The sequence below is a fragment of the Sinimarinibacterium arenosum genome, from assembly GCF_005047655.1.
Taxonomy (GTDB): Bacteria; Pseudomonadota; Gammaproteobacteria; order Nevskiales; family Nevskiaceae; genus Solimonas.
In genome coordinates this window covers 178,548-192,688 of the sequence record NZ_SUKF01000006.1, presented here as the reverse complement: position 1 = coordinate 192,688, position 14,141 = coordinate 178,548, and the positions used below count along the sequence as shown (strand labels likewise).

At 61.7% G+C, this 14,141-nt stretch carries 16 protein-coding genes; 2 read left to right on the top strand and 14 right to left on the bottom strand.

Going from position 1 to position 14,141, the window contains the following annotated elements; translation table 11 throughout:
* Positions 1–62: 62 nt before the first annotated feature.
* From E4T66_RS13660 to E4T66_RS13635, 6 genes are all read right to left on the bottom strand, one after another.
* Positions 63–2,162 (bottom strand): DUF4357 domain-containing protein, encoded by a 2,100-nt coding sequence (locus E4T66_RS13660; RefSeq protein WP_136849607.1) that lies wholly within the window; start codon positions 2,160–2,162, stop codon positions 63–65.
* A gap of 177 nt (positions 2,163–2,339) precedes the next feature.
* Positions 2,340–2,795, bottom strand: a complete 456-nt coding sequence (locus E4T66_RS13655; RefSeq protein ID WP_136849606.1) for a hypothetical protein — start codon at positions 2,793–2,795, stop codon at positions 2,340–2,342.
* On the bottom strand, positions 2,792–4,051 hold the full coding sequence (locus E4T66_RS21575; RefSeq protein WP_211242917.1) for a restriction endonuclease subunit S: 1,260 nt from the start codon (positions 4,049–4,051) through the stop codon (positions 2,792–2,794). Before E4T66_RS21575 ends, E4T66_RS13655 begins: the two co-directional genes overlap by 4 nt.
* Positions 4,048–5,025 (bottom strand): Fic family protein, encoded by a 978-nt coding sequence (gene rhuM, locus E4T66_RS13645; RefSeq protein ID WP_136849605.1) that lies wholly within the window; start codon positions 5,023–5,025, stop codon positions 4,048–4,050. Before rhuM ends, E4T66_RS21575 begins: the two co-directional genes overlap by 4 nt.
* Before the next feature lie 12 nt (positions 5,026–5,037).
* Complete coding sequence (locus tag E4T66_RS13640; RefSeq protein WP_136849604.1) at positions 5,038–6,219, bottom strand: AAA family ATPase; 1,182 nt, start codon at positions 6,217–6,219, stop codon at positions 5,038–5,040.
* A gap of 58 nt (positions 6,220–6,277) precedes the next feature.
* Complete coding sequence (locus tag E4T66_RS13635) at positions 6,278–8,023, bottom strand: type I restriction-modification system subunit M (protein WP_136849603.1); 1,746 nt, start codon at positions 8,021–8,023, stop codon at positions 6,278–6,280.
* 141 nt (positions 8,024–8,164) lie between these two features.
* Here E4T66_RS13635 and E4T66_RS13630 point away from each other — a divergent pair, with 141 nt between their 5' ends.
* Together E4T66_RS13630 and E4T66_RS13625 are read left to right on the top strand one after the other, a co-directional pair.
* Positions 8,165–8,362 (top strand): hypothetical protein, encoded by a 198-nt coding sequence (locus tag E4T66_RS13630; RefSeq protein ID WP_136849602.1) that lies wholly within the window; start codon positions 8,165–8,167, stop codon positions 8,360–8,362.
* 19 nt (positions 8,363–8,381) lie between these two features.
* Complete coding sequence (locus E4T66_RS13625; protein WP_136849601.1) at positions 8,382–8,894, top strand: hypothetical protein; 513 nt, start codon at positions 8,382–8,384, stop codon at positions 8,892–8,894.
* A gap of 128 nt (positions 8,895–9,022) precedes the next feature.
* Here the strand turns inward: E4T66_RS13625 and E4T66_RS13620 are convergent, their stop codons facing one another.
* From E4T66_RS13620 to E4T66_RS13585, 8 genes are all read right to left on the bottom strand, one after another.
* Positions 9,023–9,310, bottom strand: a complete 288-nt coding sequence (locus E4T66_RS13620) for a hypothetical protein (RefSeq protein WP_136849600.1) — start codon at positions 9,308–9,310, stop codon at positions 9,023–9,025.
* Between the two features lie 27 nt (positions 9,311–9,337).
* Entirely contained in the window at positions 9,338–9,661 is a 324-nt protein-coding gene (locus E4T66_RS13615; RefSeq protein WP_136849599.1) for a hypothetical protein, read from the bottom strand.
* Positions 9,661–11,490 carry an AAA family ATPase gene (locus E4T66_RS13610; protein WP_136849598.1) on the bottom strand — a complete coding sequence of 610 codons (1,830 nt, stop codon included), beginning with the start codon at positions 11,488–11,490 and terminating at the stop codon, positions 9,661–9,663. Before E4T66_RS13610 ends, E4T66_RS13615 begins: the two co-directional genes overlap by 1 nt.
* Positions 11,487–12,347: a DUF1376 domain-containing protein gene (locus E4T66_RS13605; protein WP_136849597.1), complete on the bottom strand. Its 861-nt coding sequence runs from the start codon at positions 12,345–12,347 to the stop codon at positions 11,487–11,489. Before E4T66_RS13605 ends, E4T66_RS13610 begins: the two co-directional genes overlap by 4 nt.
* Positions 12,344–12,607, bottom strand: coding sequence for a hypothetical protein (locus E4T66_RS13600; RefSeq protein WP_136849596.1), 264 nt, complete (start codon positions 12,605–12,607; stop codon positions 12,344–12,346). Before E4T66_RS13600 ends, E4T66_RS13605 begins: the two co-directional genes overlap by 4 nt.
* The gene (locus tag E4T66_RS13595) at positions 12,604–13,053 is read right to left on the bottom strand and encodes a helix-turn-helix transcriptional regulator (RefSeq protein WP_136849595.1); all 450 of its coding nucleotides are present in this window, start codon (positions 13,051–13,053) and stop codon (positions 12,604–12,606) included. The genes E4T66_RS13600 and E4T66_RS13595 overlap by 4 nt, the downstream gene beginning before the upstream one ends.
* Positions 13,054–13,495: 442 nt before the next feature.
* Positions 13,496–13,807 (bottom strand): helix-turn-helix domain-containing protein, encoded by a 312-nt coding sequence (locus tag E4T66_RS13590; protein ID WP_136849594.1) that lies wholly within the window; start codon positions 13,805–13,807, stop codon positions 13,496–13,498.
* The gene (locus tag E4T66_RS13585; RefSeq protein ID WP_211242916.1) at positions 13,794–14,129 is read right to left on the bottom strand and encodes a type II toxin-antitoxin system RelE/ParE family toxin; all 336 of its coding nucleotides are present in this window, start codon (positions 14,127–14,129) and stop codon (positions 13,794–13,796) included. Before E4T66_RS13585 ends, E4T66_RS13590 begins: the two co-directional genes overlap by 14 nt.
* Between the last annotated feature and the right edge of the window lie 12 nt (positions 14,130–14,141).

The following is a 14,141-nucleotide window of genomic DNA, read 5'->3' as shown; positions in this document are numbered from 1 at the left end:
TCGTCAACTTTCCACCAATGAACCCTGGGAAGGCCGTCCCCGTGCCGACAGACCGTATCCGGTCATTCGGTTCCCTCCGAGGGGCCAAGTCCGCAGGCTTCACGTAGAGACATGCCTTCGGCATCCTTCCACTCGGTCCAGCCGTTCGCTGCGCGACCGGTTACCGCAACAGCAGCGGCGCTGGGCCGCTTGAAGAGGAAGTCCTGCTCGAAGCGAATGCGGCCGTCGCCCGAATCGACGATGACGCCCTGCTTCAGAAGGGTTGATCTGATGTCGCGATACGTATGCTCTTTCAGAGACTCGGTTGTCTCCGATCGGCCGGTCGACCCCTTCAAGACCCACAGGCCTTCCGCCGTACACCGTGCCGTGGCATCGGCCCCGGATGCCTTGCAGAAAAACAAGCGATCGATGTCGATCAGTTCAGCGCGCTCACGCGGCCCGCTCGACACTTGGGGCCCGCTCACAGGCATGACGCGATCTTCCAGCGCCCAGTGCTTCTCAAGAATCGCCAGCCTTTCGGACTGCCACTTCTCGACGGTTTCGAGATCCCAGTGATCGCCGGCAAGCACCTGTGTCGTCATCGCAAACGGTGATACACCGCCCTTGGCGAAGTACGAGTTCTTCTTGCGGTCGAAGTCGTAGTTGCTGGCCGAGCTGTTCTTCTTGCGTGTCAGCAGCGCGAGATTGCCGAGCCGATGCACCCATTGCTGCCGGATCTCTTCGTCCGGGAACCAGTCCAGCCAGGTGCTGCCCGCCTGCGGGTTCTGCGGCAGCACATGTTCAACGGTGACGACGTTGTAGTTGTACGTCGCGCCGCCGCCGGAAAGGAGGGCATCCAGCCGCAGTAGCAGGAGAGACAGCGCACGCGCGGAATGCGTGCTGTAGAGCGGCCCGTTGAGCGCCTGATACGTCGCGCCCCTCTCGATGTCCGTGAGCAGCAGCGGCGATCCCGGTGCCCACAGATCCTGACCCGATTCGATGGCCTTCGTCAGCGCCGAACACCGCTCGATGCGTTCGTTGATCCCCCAGCGGCCGATCAGCATCGAATACACGAGACGCTCCAGGTCGCGGAAGAACGCCACCATGCGGTCATGGTCATTGCGATGACGCGACATGAAAACCAGCGCCGCCGGCATCCAGTCCTTGAACTCGATCCGATTCAGCCAGTACAGATGCGTGTTGACGGCCTCGGCGTCCTTCGGGCTGGTGTAGGCCGCGTCCGTGATTTCCTCGTAGGCGGCGGCAAGGGGCGCGAGCACCCCGTCCATGAAGGCTTCCGGAGACGCATACACAACATGCTCGCGGAACTCCTTGAGCACCGTGCCCTGCGGCTTGGCCTTGCGGTGGATCATGCGGATATGGCTGAAGAGATTGCCGAAGTCCTCACGGCCCAGATCGTCTTCGATGTTCTCCCAGACTTCCGTGTAGTGATCCCGCTTGCCGGCGCCGATCTTGCCGACAATTTCCGCCTTGAGAATGTCGGTTGCGCTCAGGTCCAGTCCGCGACTGTTGAGCACATTGAAGATGCGGTACGCGGAATCCAGATCCGGTGTGCAGACGGTCACCAGATAGCAGCGCGTGGCGATGAACTGCGCCAGCTTGACCCGCTCACCTTCGTTCAGCTCATCAAGGCGGTTCATGAACAGGCGCGCGTTCTCGCGCAGGTTGTTCTGGCTGTCGGGGAGGTCCTTCGAGAGAACAATCAACTGGTCGATGCCGCCATCGTGCTGCACGTACTCGCGGAAGAAATCACGGTCCCGTTCGCGCAACGTCAGCCGGTAGTGATTCTCGGTGTTGAGAATGACGTCGCCCTGTTCGTAGATCAGCCTGGACAGGCCGCTCTTGGCTTTGTCGTCCGCGGTTTTGGCCCTGATGGCGGACAGCAACAGCGTCAGTGTCGTCAGGCGCTGCTGCCCATCAACGACGGTGGTCGGTGGCTGGGACTCCTGCTTGATCAGGACAATGCTGCCGAGGAAGTAGGGTGGAATGTCCCCCAGCGCCTTGTCCGAACTTTTCATGAAGCCATGAAGGTCGTCGATCAGCTCACGCGCCTGCTCGGTCGTCCACGAGTACGGACGCTGGTAGCCCGGAATCGAGAACACGTAGTCATCGCTGAAGATCTTGGATAGTGGCTGCTCGTGCGCGGTCAGCGTGCTGCTCATGAATCGCTCCCTTGTTCGAGTGTGATTGTTCTGATGATGGCATGACAGCAGTGGAAATCAGCCCGGGTCAACACTCCAGGATCAGAAGCGGAAAGCGCGTTGTGCCGCCAAGAGGTGTTGGATCACGGCGGAGTTCCTGTCCGGAAGATGGGTGGCTCTGCCGGATCATCGGCGTCCTCAGAATCCGGCAGTTTTCGTGAGTAGATTGACCACTGCGCTTTCACCCATCCGGCTCACTGCTTTGCGGACAGCAGAGACCAGATCGGGGCCTGTCGGCTCGTAGGGTAGGTAAAGCGAGCAGCCGGTCTTGAAGGTAAAATGCTGCGACAGGTGGGCCAGCTCCGCTGCGACATCTTTCGCCGGCCGGCCGACGCCGTGAAACTCAACGTACCTGACCACAGCGAGCGTCGCGATGTCGCTGCCGGACACGACCTGTTCACGCTCGGGTACGCCCTGCCATCGCACGCGGATGAAGTCGTTGTCGGGGTCATCGTCTTCGCCGCCCGGCTGGGGAAGCAACAAGGTGCCATCTTCCAGCGAGCGTGCGCACCAGACGCGTTCGTGGTCTTCACCGTCGTACAAGGGCATCAGCTTGGCGATGAAGTCGACGATGGCGGCGCTTTGCTCGCTCATGCGGCTTGGGCCTCGACAGTCCCCCGCACGTCGATCTGGCCCGTGACGGCGGCAGAGATCAGGGCGGAGCGGCGTTCTTTGAGGAGATTGATGGCGCACTCGGCTTCCGAAATCAGCGAATCAATATCAGCCGTTTCACGCGTCAGCCCGTCCGCAATCTCCGCCTGCTCGGCTCGTGGAGGAACTGCGATCCAGAAGTTGATCGCGTGACTGATGTTGAACTGCTCCTGAGCGGCACCGTACTGCACGACTTCCACCTGGAACCGGACCATGCGACTGTTCATCGCGAAGCAAAGCCAACGGGAGTCGAAGGCTCCGCGACGAATCAGCATTACGGATGCGCAGTTTCCGCCCTCGCAGTCAGGACCAACAACAGCCGTGACCCCGGGGGCCCCAACGCGAACTGTGAGCAGATCTCCCGTTTCAAGTCTCGTCTTGGAATTCTTTTCGCTATGTTCCGGAGAGATTCGGCGGGCAGCGTCCGCATCAATACTTCCCTCCGAGATGTCGCCCCCGTAAATAAAAGGCAGTCCGTCCTCAGACACGTAGTCGCTCGGATTCACGACTATGCCCACCGTAATGAAGGGCGACACGTTTTTCAGTCTCGCCATTGTCCAATGCGCTGGCACATCCCCCAGCCATTCGATGCCGGAGGGTTTCATCGGGGCATCGGGGTTGATCCCCTTGGTGACGGCGTGGGAGATGACGGCCTGACGTTTTTCCTTGAGCAGCGCGATCAGCTTTTCCTGCTCCGCCACCAGCGCATCGATCTTGGCGGTTTCGTGGTCAAGGAAGGCGGCGATGGTGGTTTGTTCCAGCTTCTCGGGATAAGCGATTGCGTGCGCGCCAAGCGCGCTCTGGGTCATGCTCGGCAGCGCGGTATTTGTCGAGTAGTAAGCGAATGGAATGGACGCTGCTACGTAATAGCAAAACTTCCCGTTCGCTTCTCGCCTGATTCGTGTCCAATACATCGTGTCGACCGTCCAGAACCTACCGGTCACGTGAAGCGGCTTATCGATGGTGCCTTTCCGACCGAGAAGCACCGACTCGCCGTCGTATAGGTACTGCGACGCTTGGGCGAATACGCCGCCTGAGCCGTAGACAGGATAGCCCTCGTCGACTTCGACGGCCTTGTGGTCCGCACCGTTCTGAAACTCAACGAGGCGTTTGAACGGCGCGACTGTCCAATGGGCGGGGATCTCGCCCAACCACTCCACCCCGCTGTCCTTGTACTCGGGATATCGGGGAAAGCTCATCGGGACGCTCCCGCAGGCCGCGCGAGCATGTTCATGATCAGCCGGATCATGGTGTCCTTGTTCTGCGCCGGCGATTCGGCTACGAGCAGCGCGAGCGCGGCGAGGCCCACGTCGTTGATGACGGGCTGGCCGCTGGCATCGAGCAATCGACCATTGCGGTTCAGGAAATCGACGAACAGGAAGGCGCCGCTGCGCTTGTTGCCGTCCGTGAACGGGTGGTTCTTGATGACGAAGTACAGCAGGTGCGCGGCCTTGGCTTCGATGCTGGGGTAGACGGGTTCACCGAAGGCGGTCTGGTCAAGATTGCCAAGCAGGGCACCGAGGCCGTCGCCGGCGCGTTCCTGCGCAAAGAGCCCCGTGGATTCACCTCGGGCGATGAGGCTGGCCTTGAGCTGGGCCAGCGCAGTGCGGGCTTCGGCGACCGTGGGCAGCCGTCCACCGGGCTGAGCGGGTGGCTCGGTGAGCAGGCCTTCGTCGTAGCCTTGCAGCAAGGCGAAGGTCTGGGCGTAGCGGCTGACAATATCCACCAGCCCGCGGCCGGCCTCTGCTGTGAGTTCCGGGGATGCCGCGACCTTGCGCACCAGTTGCAGGGCGGCGTCCAGCTCGCGGGCGTTGGTTTCCAGCCGCTGGCGGTTGAGGGTGTAGCCGCGCGTGAGGTGTTCGCGCAGGATGCCGGTGGCCCATTGCCGGAAGCGGGTGCCCTGCTGGGACTTGACGCGGTAGCCGGCGGAGATGATCACGTCAAGGTTGTAGAACCGCACCGGCTTGTCTGATCCGGCAATGTGCAAAATTTGCACATTGCTTTCTTCGTCGAGCTCCCCGTCGGCAAAGGCGTTGCGGATGTGGCGGCCGATCACGGTGCGGTCGCGGCCGAACAGCTCGGCCATCTGTTCCTGCCGCAGCCAGACCGTGTCCTTCTCCAGCCTGACCTCGACGGCGCCTGAAGGCGCGGTGTAGATGGCAATGTCGCGCATAGGAGACTTTGGTCAGGGCCAATCGGGCATTACGCGTCGCATGTAGGCATCAAACAGCGGCACGGTAAATCCGGTGTCACCGTGGGCCGGACTGAAGACCATGCCTTTGTCGATCAGCTTGGCGCGCGTGGGCGCAACAGTGGCCACTTCGCGCCCCAAGGTGTGCGCAATATCGCCAGAACGGTGTGGCCCCGGCCCGAGTTCGGCCATTGCGCGCAGGTAGCGCTTCTCCGACGGAGTGAGGCGATCGAGGCGCACGCGAAAGAAGCTGGCATCCAGTTCGGCGAGCGCCTGATCTGTCGCCGCGTGGACATCCGCCAAGGTGATGGGCGATTGCTGGGCGCAGGTCCAAGAGTGCTTGCCCCATTCCTGAAGGAAGTAAGGATAGCCTTCGGTCTGTCGCAGGATTTCGTGGAGCGCGGCTTCTTCGTATAGCACCCCGGCGCGTTGTGCCGGCGCGGCGAGGGCCTGCCGGGCCGCAGCGTCTGGCAGCTTGCCAATGGGAGTGAACTCGAACAGACGTTCGGCATAGGATTTGGCGCGACCCATCTGGCCGAGGAGTTGCGGCAGCCCTGCGCCGATCATGGTGACCGGTAATTGGAGCTGCGCGCAGCGGTGCAGTGCCGTGATAAGGGCGGCGAGCTGGGGTTCCGGCACGTACTGAAGTTCATCAACAAATAGCACCAGCACGGTCTTGCGTTCGCGGGCCGCTTCGCCGACGACCTGGAACAGGGAGATCAGGTCAGCGTCCAGGTCGCCGGTGTCGGCAACGCCAGGTTCCAATCCCAAGTCCAGGCCGAACTCGATATCCCCATACTTCAGTTTCATCGCCTGAACAAAACCGCCCAGGGCTCGCAGAGCACGCTTGGCCAGGTCGCCTCCCGCCGCCATTCGATCCAGCTTGAGCAGTACGGCTCGCATCGACGGCACCAGCAAGGCGGGAAGCGAGCGCTGTTCGGGGGCCTCTAAGACGACTGTAGCGAAGCCGCTGGCCTCTGCATCGTTATGCAGGCGATTGAGGAGAACCGTCTTTCCCACCCCGCGGAGTCCCACGAGCATCAGGCTGCGAGCGACCAGGCCATTACGCATCCTGTCGAGCGCGATTGATGCGGCCTCGATGACCTGGTCACGGCCAGCGAGTTCAGGAGGCGGAGCGCCTGCTCCGGGGGCGTAGGGGTTGATACGCGGGTCCATTTCAACTGACCTTATCAAATGTTATCTATATTTGATAACTTTGGATAAGAAAGGTCAATCATGTGGACAGCCCTTCGATCATTTGCTTGATGCGATCGGTACAGGCTTTCAGCTCGGCATCGATCTCCGCCAGCGGACGCGGCGGCTTGAACACGTAGAAGTGCCGGTTGAACGGGATCTCGTAGCCGACCTTGGTCTTGTCGGGGTCGATCCAGGCGTCCGGCGCGTGCGGCAGCACTTCGCGCTTGAAGTAGGTCTCTACGTCTTCTGAGAGCGGCACGTTCTCGGTGTCACGCAGGTTGCTGTCCGGCTGCGGTTTGCCTTTCTGCTTGCCTTTGGTGCCGATCACGGACTTGCCGTGCTCGTCCTTGAGCGGGCGCTCGACGGTAATGGTGCGGTAGCCGAAGTCCTCGTTCCTGAAGATACGGCTGATGGGCTTGCCGTCGTCCTTGGCCTCGACGAACTCGCCAAACAGGCGGGTGATGCGCTCGATGTGCGCGTCGCTCAGTTCCTTGCGCTTGCTGCCCAGGCTCTTGCGCATCTTCTGCCAGTAGCCGGAGGCATCGATGAGTTGGACCTTGCCCTTGCGCGCGGCCGGCTTGCGGTTGGAGACGATCCACACGTAGGTGGCGATGCCGGTGTTGTAGAACATGTCCGTCGGCAGGCCGATGATCGCCTCCAGCAGGTCGTTCTCCAGCACGTAGCGGCGGATCTCGCTTTCGCCACTGCCGGCGCCGCCGGTGAACAGCGGTGAGCCGTTGAGCACGATGCCGAAGCGGCCACCGCCCTCCTTGGCCGGGCGCATCTTGCTGATCAGATGCAGCAGGAACAGCATGGAGCCGTCGGACACGCGGGGCAGGCCGGGGCCGAAGCGGCCGTTGTAGCCTTCCTGCGCGTGTTCCCGGCGGATTTCCTTTTCGACTTTCTTCCATTCCACGCCGAACGGCGGATTGGACAGCATGTAGTCAAATTGCTTGCCGGGATGGCCGTCGTCCGACAGCGTATTGCCGAAGGCAATGCTGGACACGTCCTGGCCCTTGATCAGCATGTCCGCCTTGCAGATGGCGTAAGACTCGGGGTTCAGCTCCTGGCCGAACACAGTGAGGCGCGCCTGCGGGTTGTGCTCGGCGAGGTATTCGCCGGCGATGCTGAGCATGCCGCCGGTGCCCGCAGTCGGGTCATAGATCGTGCGGACCACGTTGGGTTTGGACAGCACGTCGTCATCCTCGACGAAGATCAGGTTGACCATCAGGCGGATCACTTCGCGCGGGGTGAAGTGCTCACCGGCGGTCTCGTTGGAGATTTCCGCAAACTTGCGGATCAGCTCCTCGAACACGAGCCCCATCTGGTGGTTGTCGACCACCTCCGGGTGCAGATCGATGCCGGCAAATTTCTCGGTGACCTGATACAGCAGGCCGGCCTTGGCCAGCCGCTCGACCTGAGCGTGAAACTCGAAGCGCTCGAACACATCGCGCACCCCGGGCGCGAACGCCTGGATGTAGCTGAACAGGTTCTCGCGGATATGGTCCTGGTCGCCCATGAGTTTCTTCATGTCCAGGGGCGATGTGTTGTACAGGCCACGCTGGCCGCTCTTGCGCTCCAGGAACGGTTCGGCGTTCAGTCCGGATTGGGTCTTGGCCTCAAACTCGGCGAGGACGGCCGCCTTGGTCGGCTCCAGCACGCAGTCCAGGCGTCGCAGCACGGTGAACGGCAGGATGACCTTGCCGTATTCGGACTGCTTGTAGTCCCCTCGCAAAAGGTCGGCGACCGACCAGATGAAGGCGGATAAGGCTTGCTGGTTCATGACCCACCCTTAATTGTTTTTCGGCCACACCACGATCTTCGGGGCGCGGCATGACATTCCAAGGATCGGAAATTACCTCATGCGGCAGTCTGATGGGCAGATGTCTCAGCTTTTGAGCCTGACATTGGGTAATTTCTCCGCATGACCCAGGCCAGCCGCTCCCGATCACCGTGGTTCTTCCGCTTCGCGCTGCTGCTGCTGGCGGTAGCCGCCATGTCCGATCTGTTCGGCGGAGTCTGGCTCGTCCTGCTCAACGGAATGCTGACGCTCATGTTTCTTGGCATGGCCGCGACGATGGCAGTCATCGCCGGGGCCTTTTTCATCGCGCTGCTCGGTTGAACCTGCAAGGAGAGAGGGGATGGGGTGGGAGAGTATCGGCAGCGTCAACACCGGGCAGATGCCCGAAGATGGGGACTGGATCGTCTTTGCGCTCGACATTGCCAGGCTCTATGTCCTGCACGTTGCCGGCAAGCCGCCTCCGGGGCACACGCTCGGGATCTGCTGGAACGACCATGATCTGGGCGAGTACCCGACGCTGGGCGTGTACTGCGAGTTCACGCCGGACATGCGTTACGTCGGCGACTGCGAGCGTGCGCTGGAACGCTTCGACGCGGCGGTTGAATGGTCGGCGATCAAGCCCGACTGGGCGCACGCTGAAGACCTTGTCGGCAATGCGGGTGATGATCCCGGGTGTGGATCGTCCATGGCATCCGATCAGCCTGACTACACCCCTGCGCAGCAGCGCGAGTGGGCTAGGAAGATGCTGCGCAACAAGCAGGCGATAGGGCCCGCTGGCTGTATCACGCTGTTGCTGCGGGATGCGATGAGCGAGACGGAGCGGCGCATGCTCGACGAGGACTACCGGGAGTAACCCGCGCCGATTCGTCGTAGCGGGCAGACGTTCCGCTCAACGGCTGGCAGCGATCGGGAACGCGCGCGTGAGGGTGCGAACTGCGTGCGTACCGCGAATGGTCACTCTCCGAGTGCTTGCTGCACGGCTTACGGGATGAGCTCTTCCTGGGCTAGCTGCATCAATGCAGCTTCGTAGGGGGGAAGGGTGGAGCCCTTGATTGTGGCTTCTGTCGCCTGCAACCGCGGGTGGATGTACGGAGCGGCCGCTTTCGCAGCGTCAAGCCGGATGGACTGCTCCTGAGCCTCGTCACGCATGACGGTGAGCAAATATTCCAGCGGAAGCAACCCGCTCGCAGCGGCCTTGTCGGCAATCTCTCTCGTGCGCTTGTTGGCGGCTCCCTTCTGTCGGCCCCCGGATTTTTGACCTAAAGCCATAGTCTATTTCCGTCTAGTTAGATGCAATCAGCTCAGGTGCTTGGGCTGAGCGAGCGCGGCGTGTTCCCGGTGCATCCTGCGCACCATTCGATCAGTCAGAAGCCGCAGAACCTTTGCTCGCAGCTCCAACGTGCCATCCTTCGCTATGGTTGCCGCCTTCAGCTCGGAGAGCCCTTGCGTGATTGCCAAGTCGTCAGACTCGGTCGATTTATCATCCTTGCTGCTGGTCAAGAGTGATGCGAGCGTTGGATAGCGGTTTCTCCAATCAGGCGGAGTCTCGAGCCAGCCCTCCAGGAAATTCCCGGCATTGTCGAGATCCGGTTCAGCGAATTCAAAATCGTAGTGTTCCATCATGCAGCCTCCATCTCGTTGAGTTTGGTCTGGACGTACTTGCGTGGGCGCTGGCTTGATCGTTCGAGGAACTGATGGCTGGCACGATCGAACCAGAGCGCGATTTTTGGCTCGTCTTCTCCGTTGCGTTGTTTGAAGCAGGTCAGGACTGCGTCCGGGGCAAGTGCATGTTCCGGCGGTGGTGCGACCTGCTGCGTCGCCGCTTTCTCCAAAGCGTCGTGCTTGGGCTTGTTACGCCAGATGCTGAGTACCGAGTCGGCCATGTCGGTGATTGCGCCGGTGCCTTTCACGTCCATCTTCCCCGGCGCCCGGTTCTCATCCTCCACCTTGCGCGGATGGCAGACCAGCAGGACCGTTGCGTCGTACTCCTTGGCGAAGTCGGTCAGCCCATCGATGAAATTCTTCTGCCCGGTGTAGTCGTCCTCGTCGATGCCGCATTTGGCGAGGTTGTCGATCACGAAGAAGCCGATCTGGTAGCGGCGAGCGGCGTAGCGGAAGACCTGAAGCAACCGCTCCGACTTCGCCTTTCCGGTTACATCAAAGACCCAAAGGTTCGACGCCCACCAGTTCGCAATGTCACGGATATAGTGCTCGCTCGGGCGCTCGATGCCCGCTGCCTGCCGCGTCAGCCGCTTGAGCCACTTTGCCGGTTTGAATTCCATGCTGGCGACACAGATGCGAGCACCGTGACCAATGCCGTGCACAACAAAGTTTCCCGCGATCTCGGTTTTGCCGTGGCCGTTGATGCCCTGAAGGACGACCAGTTCCCCAGGCCGAAATCGGAATTTCTCAGTGAACTTCTGCCATGGGGTTTCCAGCGCGATTTCGCAGCCGCCATTGGCGGGATAGAACTCGGCGATGATTGCGTCGGTGTACTCGACCGCGGACTTCAGCTCGTCCGGGTCGAGTGATCGCGCCTTCTTCAGCAGCAGATGAAAGTCTTCACCGGTGCAGCCATCCCGCAGTAGGTCATTGGCGTCCTTGAATGGGGCCGGGATGTTCACGATGCGGCAGCGCTCCGGGCCGATACGCTTCGACAGCTCGTGCGCTGCCTCGCGCCCGGGACCATCGTTGTCCATGGCAAGGTAGATCACGTCAAACCGGGCGAGATGGTCAAAGTCGTTCTCTACCCAGTCCTGCTTGTTGCCGCCACCCCCGCCGAAGGGTACAGACAAGGCGGGGAATCCCATCTGCCACGAACTCATGGCGTCAATCTCGCCCTCGGTGATGACGATTTCGCGTGCCGTTTCGGGTATGGCCTGCCAGCCGAAGGCTGTCTTCTCGCAGTCGGACTCGGTCGGTTTCGGCTTTGCGCCGTCGACAGCCTCTCGTTCCTTGGCCATCAACAGTTCGCCATCGCGCAGGAACGGAAACACAATCGTTCGGCCGCGCTCGCCGATGGCGTACGCCTTGAGTGAGTCGTCGGCCAGGCCGCGGCCGGCAAGGTAGTCGCGCACCGCGCTCTTCGGGGTGGCGCATTGTGGCCGCTTCGGGCGGTTGTAGGCCTTGGCGGTATTGACGAACGCCGGTGCAGCCAAGCCCAGAAATTGGCGAGCCTGTCCCATGGCCTCGCCGAGCGGAACCCGGCGTACCTGCGCCCACAGATCCAGCAAGTCGCCGCTGTCGCCTGAAGCGAAATCACTCCAGACGCCGGCCTTCTCCCCGACGAGGTGAACGCCCATCGATTTGCCGGATTCGCCATGGACGCTGCCCACGCGCCACTCGTGACCTTCACGCTTTCCGGCGGGTAACAACTCGCGACAGACATCCTCGACGCGGCTGGCCAGCAGATAGGCAAGCTGGCGTGGAGTCTCGAGCAAGGCCGTCATGCTGCGCTCCGGGTGGCTGCCAAGATCACATGGGCAACGGATTCGTCGTATGGGATGCCACCGATCTGCACCTTGCCGTTCGGCAACGGGCCGTCAGGTCGCAAGTCCGAGCGGCTCAACTTGCACGCCTCAATCAACCACGGGATCGGGTCGCTGGGCTGGATTTCCTCGGCACGCGCAATTGCTCCCATCACGGCCACATCGCCAAACTCCTTGCGGAGCTTGCCAAGCATTCCACGCGCACTCTTCGTATCGCCGAGCAACGTCACACCGCGGTCAAACAGAGCTTTCAAAGGGTCAGATTTCAAATCCGGAACGGGCGGCGAAGCCGAATGCGGCGCATCGGCGCCCGGAGAAGCGATAGCTTCTTCGGAAAAGACTGGTTCCGGTTCCGGTGGCGTTGCACTGGCGTAGGTCACAGCGGGGTCGCGCGCTACTTCAACGTGAGTCACGTCGGTGTAACGCGTTACACCGGGGGTATCGCCACGCTTTGCGGCGCGATGTCGGTCTACCCGATCGGCAACCTTGCGACGGCGCCCGATCATCTCCAGAACGTGCTCAGTCAACGTCCTGTGGTAGAGCCGACCGTCTGCGGCCTTATGCCAGCCGCGGAGTAGAACTTTCTTGGCGGCGGTGAACGTTTCCAATGGCATTCCGATCCGCACGGCAATCAATTCGTCGTTGTCTGGCAGCGAGCCGCACGGGGTCTGCTCCCATGCAACCATCAAGAGCATCAGCAGCCATGGACGCAGTTCCGGCGGAGCTAGAGCCCAGGTGTCCGACTGGCGGATGCGCTCATAGTCCAGCTCTAGGCGCCAGCCTTTGGCGCGAGTGTCAGACGAATAGGGCGCGTTCATGACATGCGCACCTTGGCCAAGCGCTCGGCGGCGAGGGCGGCGGCAACCTCCGGGCTGCGGAGTTTTTTCAGCGCCAGCCCGATCTCGTATGCCTCCTTGTAACGATCGTCACCGATGCGGATCGCGGCATCGAAAATTTTGTACGCTGCGGCGATCCCTTCGTCGATCGCCGAGTCCAGATCGTTGTAGGTCACACCGTCGCCGCTTACGTGGTTGCCGATTGCGCGCTTGTTCTCGCGGAGCTTGTTGGAGGCGGTCACGCTGCACCCCCTGCGTTCGCCTTGCTGGCAGCGTGCATAGCCTTCTTGCGGCGCTTGCCGTCCAACAGGCGATCGACGACGGCCTTCCGTTTCTCTCCAATTTCAGGCGGCATCGCTCCGCCGCGCCGCTCGTGCAACGTGGTCACCAGCGCGCGCAACTCGTCATCTGTGGCGCCGCGCAGGCGCGCCGCGAGGATATGTTCGATCTCGTGGCTCGGCCATAGGCTCTTGGCGCCGATCTTCACGGGCTGCGTGAACTCGCCGCGTCCGATCGCTGCCCAGCGGGACGATTTGCCCCAGCCGAAGGCGTCGTCGACCTCGGGGCCGGCCATGAAAACGAAGGGCACGCCCGGCGTGAAGTTTTTGATGGGCGTGAGCAGAAGCTGCGCGGCAGCAGCGTGGGGGGCCGATTCTGGCGTCGGCGAAACGCTTGGGTTGGCGGACATGGGCCAGTCTCCATTTAAGGATGAGCTGGCTGCGCCTCGCCGATAGACCGCAGGATTGCGGACTATCTCTTCCCTTGTGAAAGGGGGGCCTTACGGGATTTGAACCCGGCCGTTTTATAAAGGCATTCGGCTAGCCTTGCCTAACGTTGGCGGCCCGGTTCGACCTGTACATAACGCCGAACTGCCGTAGTCGGCGAACCAGTACTGACACTCAGTGCATGCTAATTCTGCTCCTGCCCCCATGCCCCGCACAAGTGCAAATTCGTTCGTAATGCTCAGAACTTAACGATCGAACGTGTGTGCCAATAGCGTCAGGTATGCGTTGTGCCCCAGGGCCGGCGACGTGTTGAGGTAAGCGCCGGTCTGAATCAGATGCCGGTGAATCGCTCTGGTGGAGGTGAGTTGCCGTCGTCTCTCCGCGGTGATTTCGAGGATGGCTCAGTCATACCGTCACCGCTTCGCGCACGATTTTTGGGTGCTTTGCCGCGATCCTCAGTAGGGTCCGTGCGGCGCCGCTCGGCTCGCGCCGGCCTTGCTCCCAGTCCTGGATCGTGCGAACGGAGACGCCCATGCTCGCCGCGAACTGTGACTGTGACAGGCCGGTCTTCAGGCGAGCAGCGGCCGCCGGCGTCAGCTTCACCTCGGCGACACGCTTCACCTTCCCAGCCTTCATCTGGCGCACCGACCGCAGCAGTTCGGCGCCGATATCGCGCTTCGCGTCGCGGGCCAGCAGTTCACGTTCAGTTTTCGGCATTGTCCAGTTCCTCTCGAATTTTCCTCAACACTTCGGTGGGGAAGTTGTCCCGCGCGCTCTTGGCGTAGATCATCAGCAGATACAGCCGGCCCCGTGCGGTCTGCGCGTAGTAAATGACTCGCACGCCACCGCGCTTGCCCATGCCTGCGCGAGCCCACCGCACCTTGCGGCAACCGCCGGAACCGGGGATCACGTCGCCAGCGTCCGGGTGGTTTGCCAGCCAGGTCGCGAACTCTCCGCGCTCGTCCTCCGCCCAGTAGTCCGGCCAGAGCTTGGAAAACAGGGCGGTCTCGACGACGGTCATGCGCGTTGAGTAAATCATACGGCAATGCCG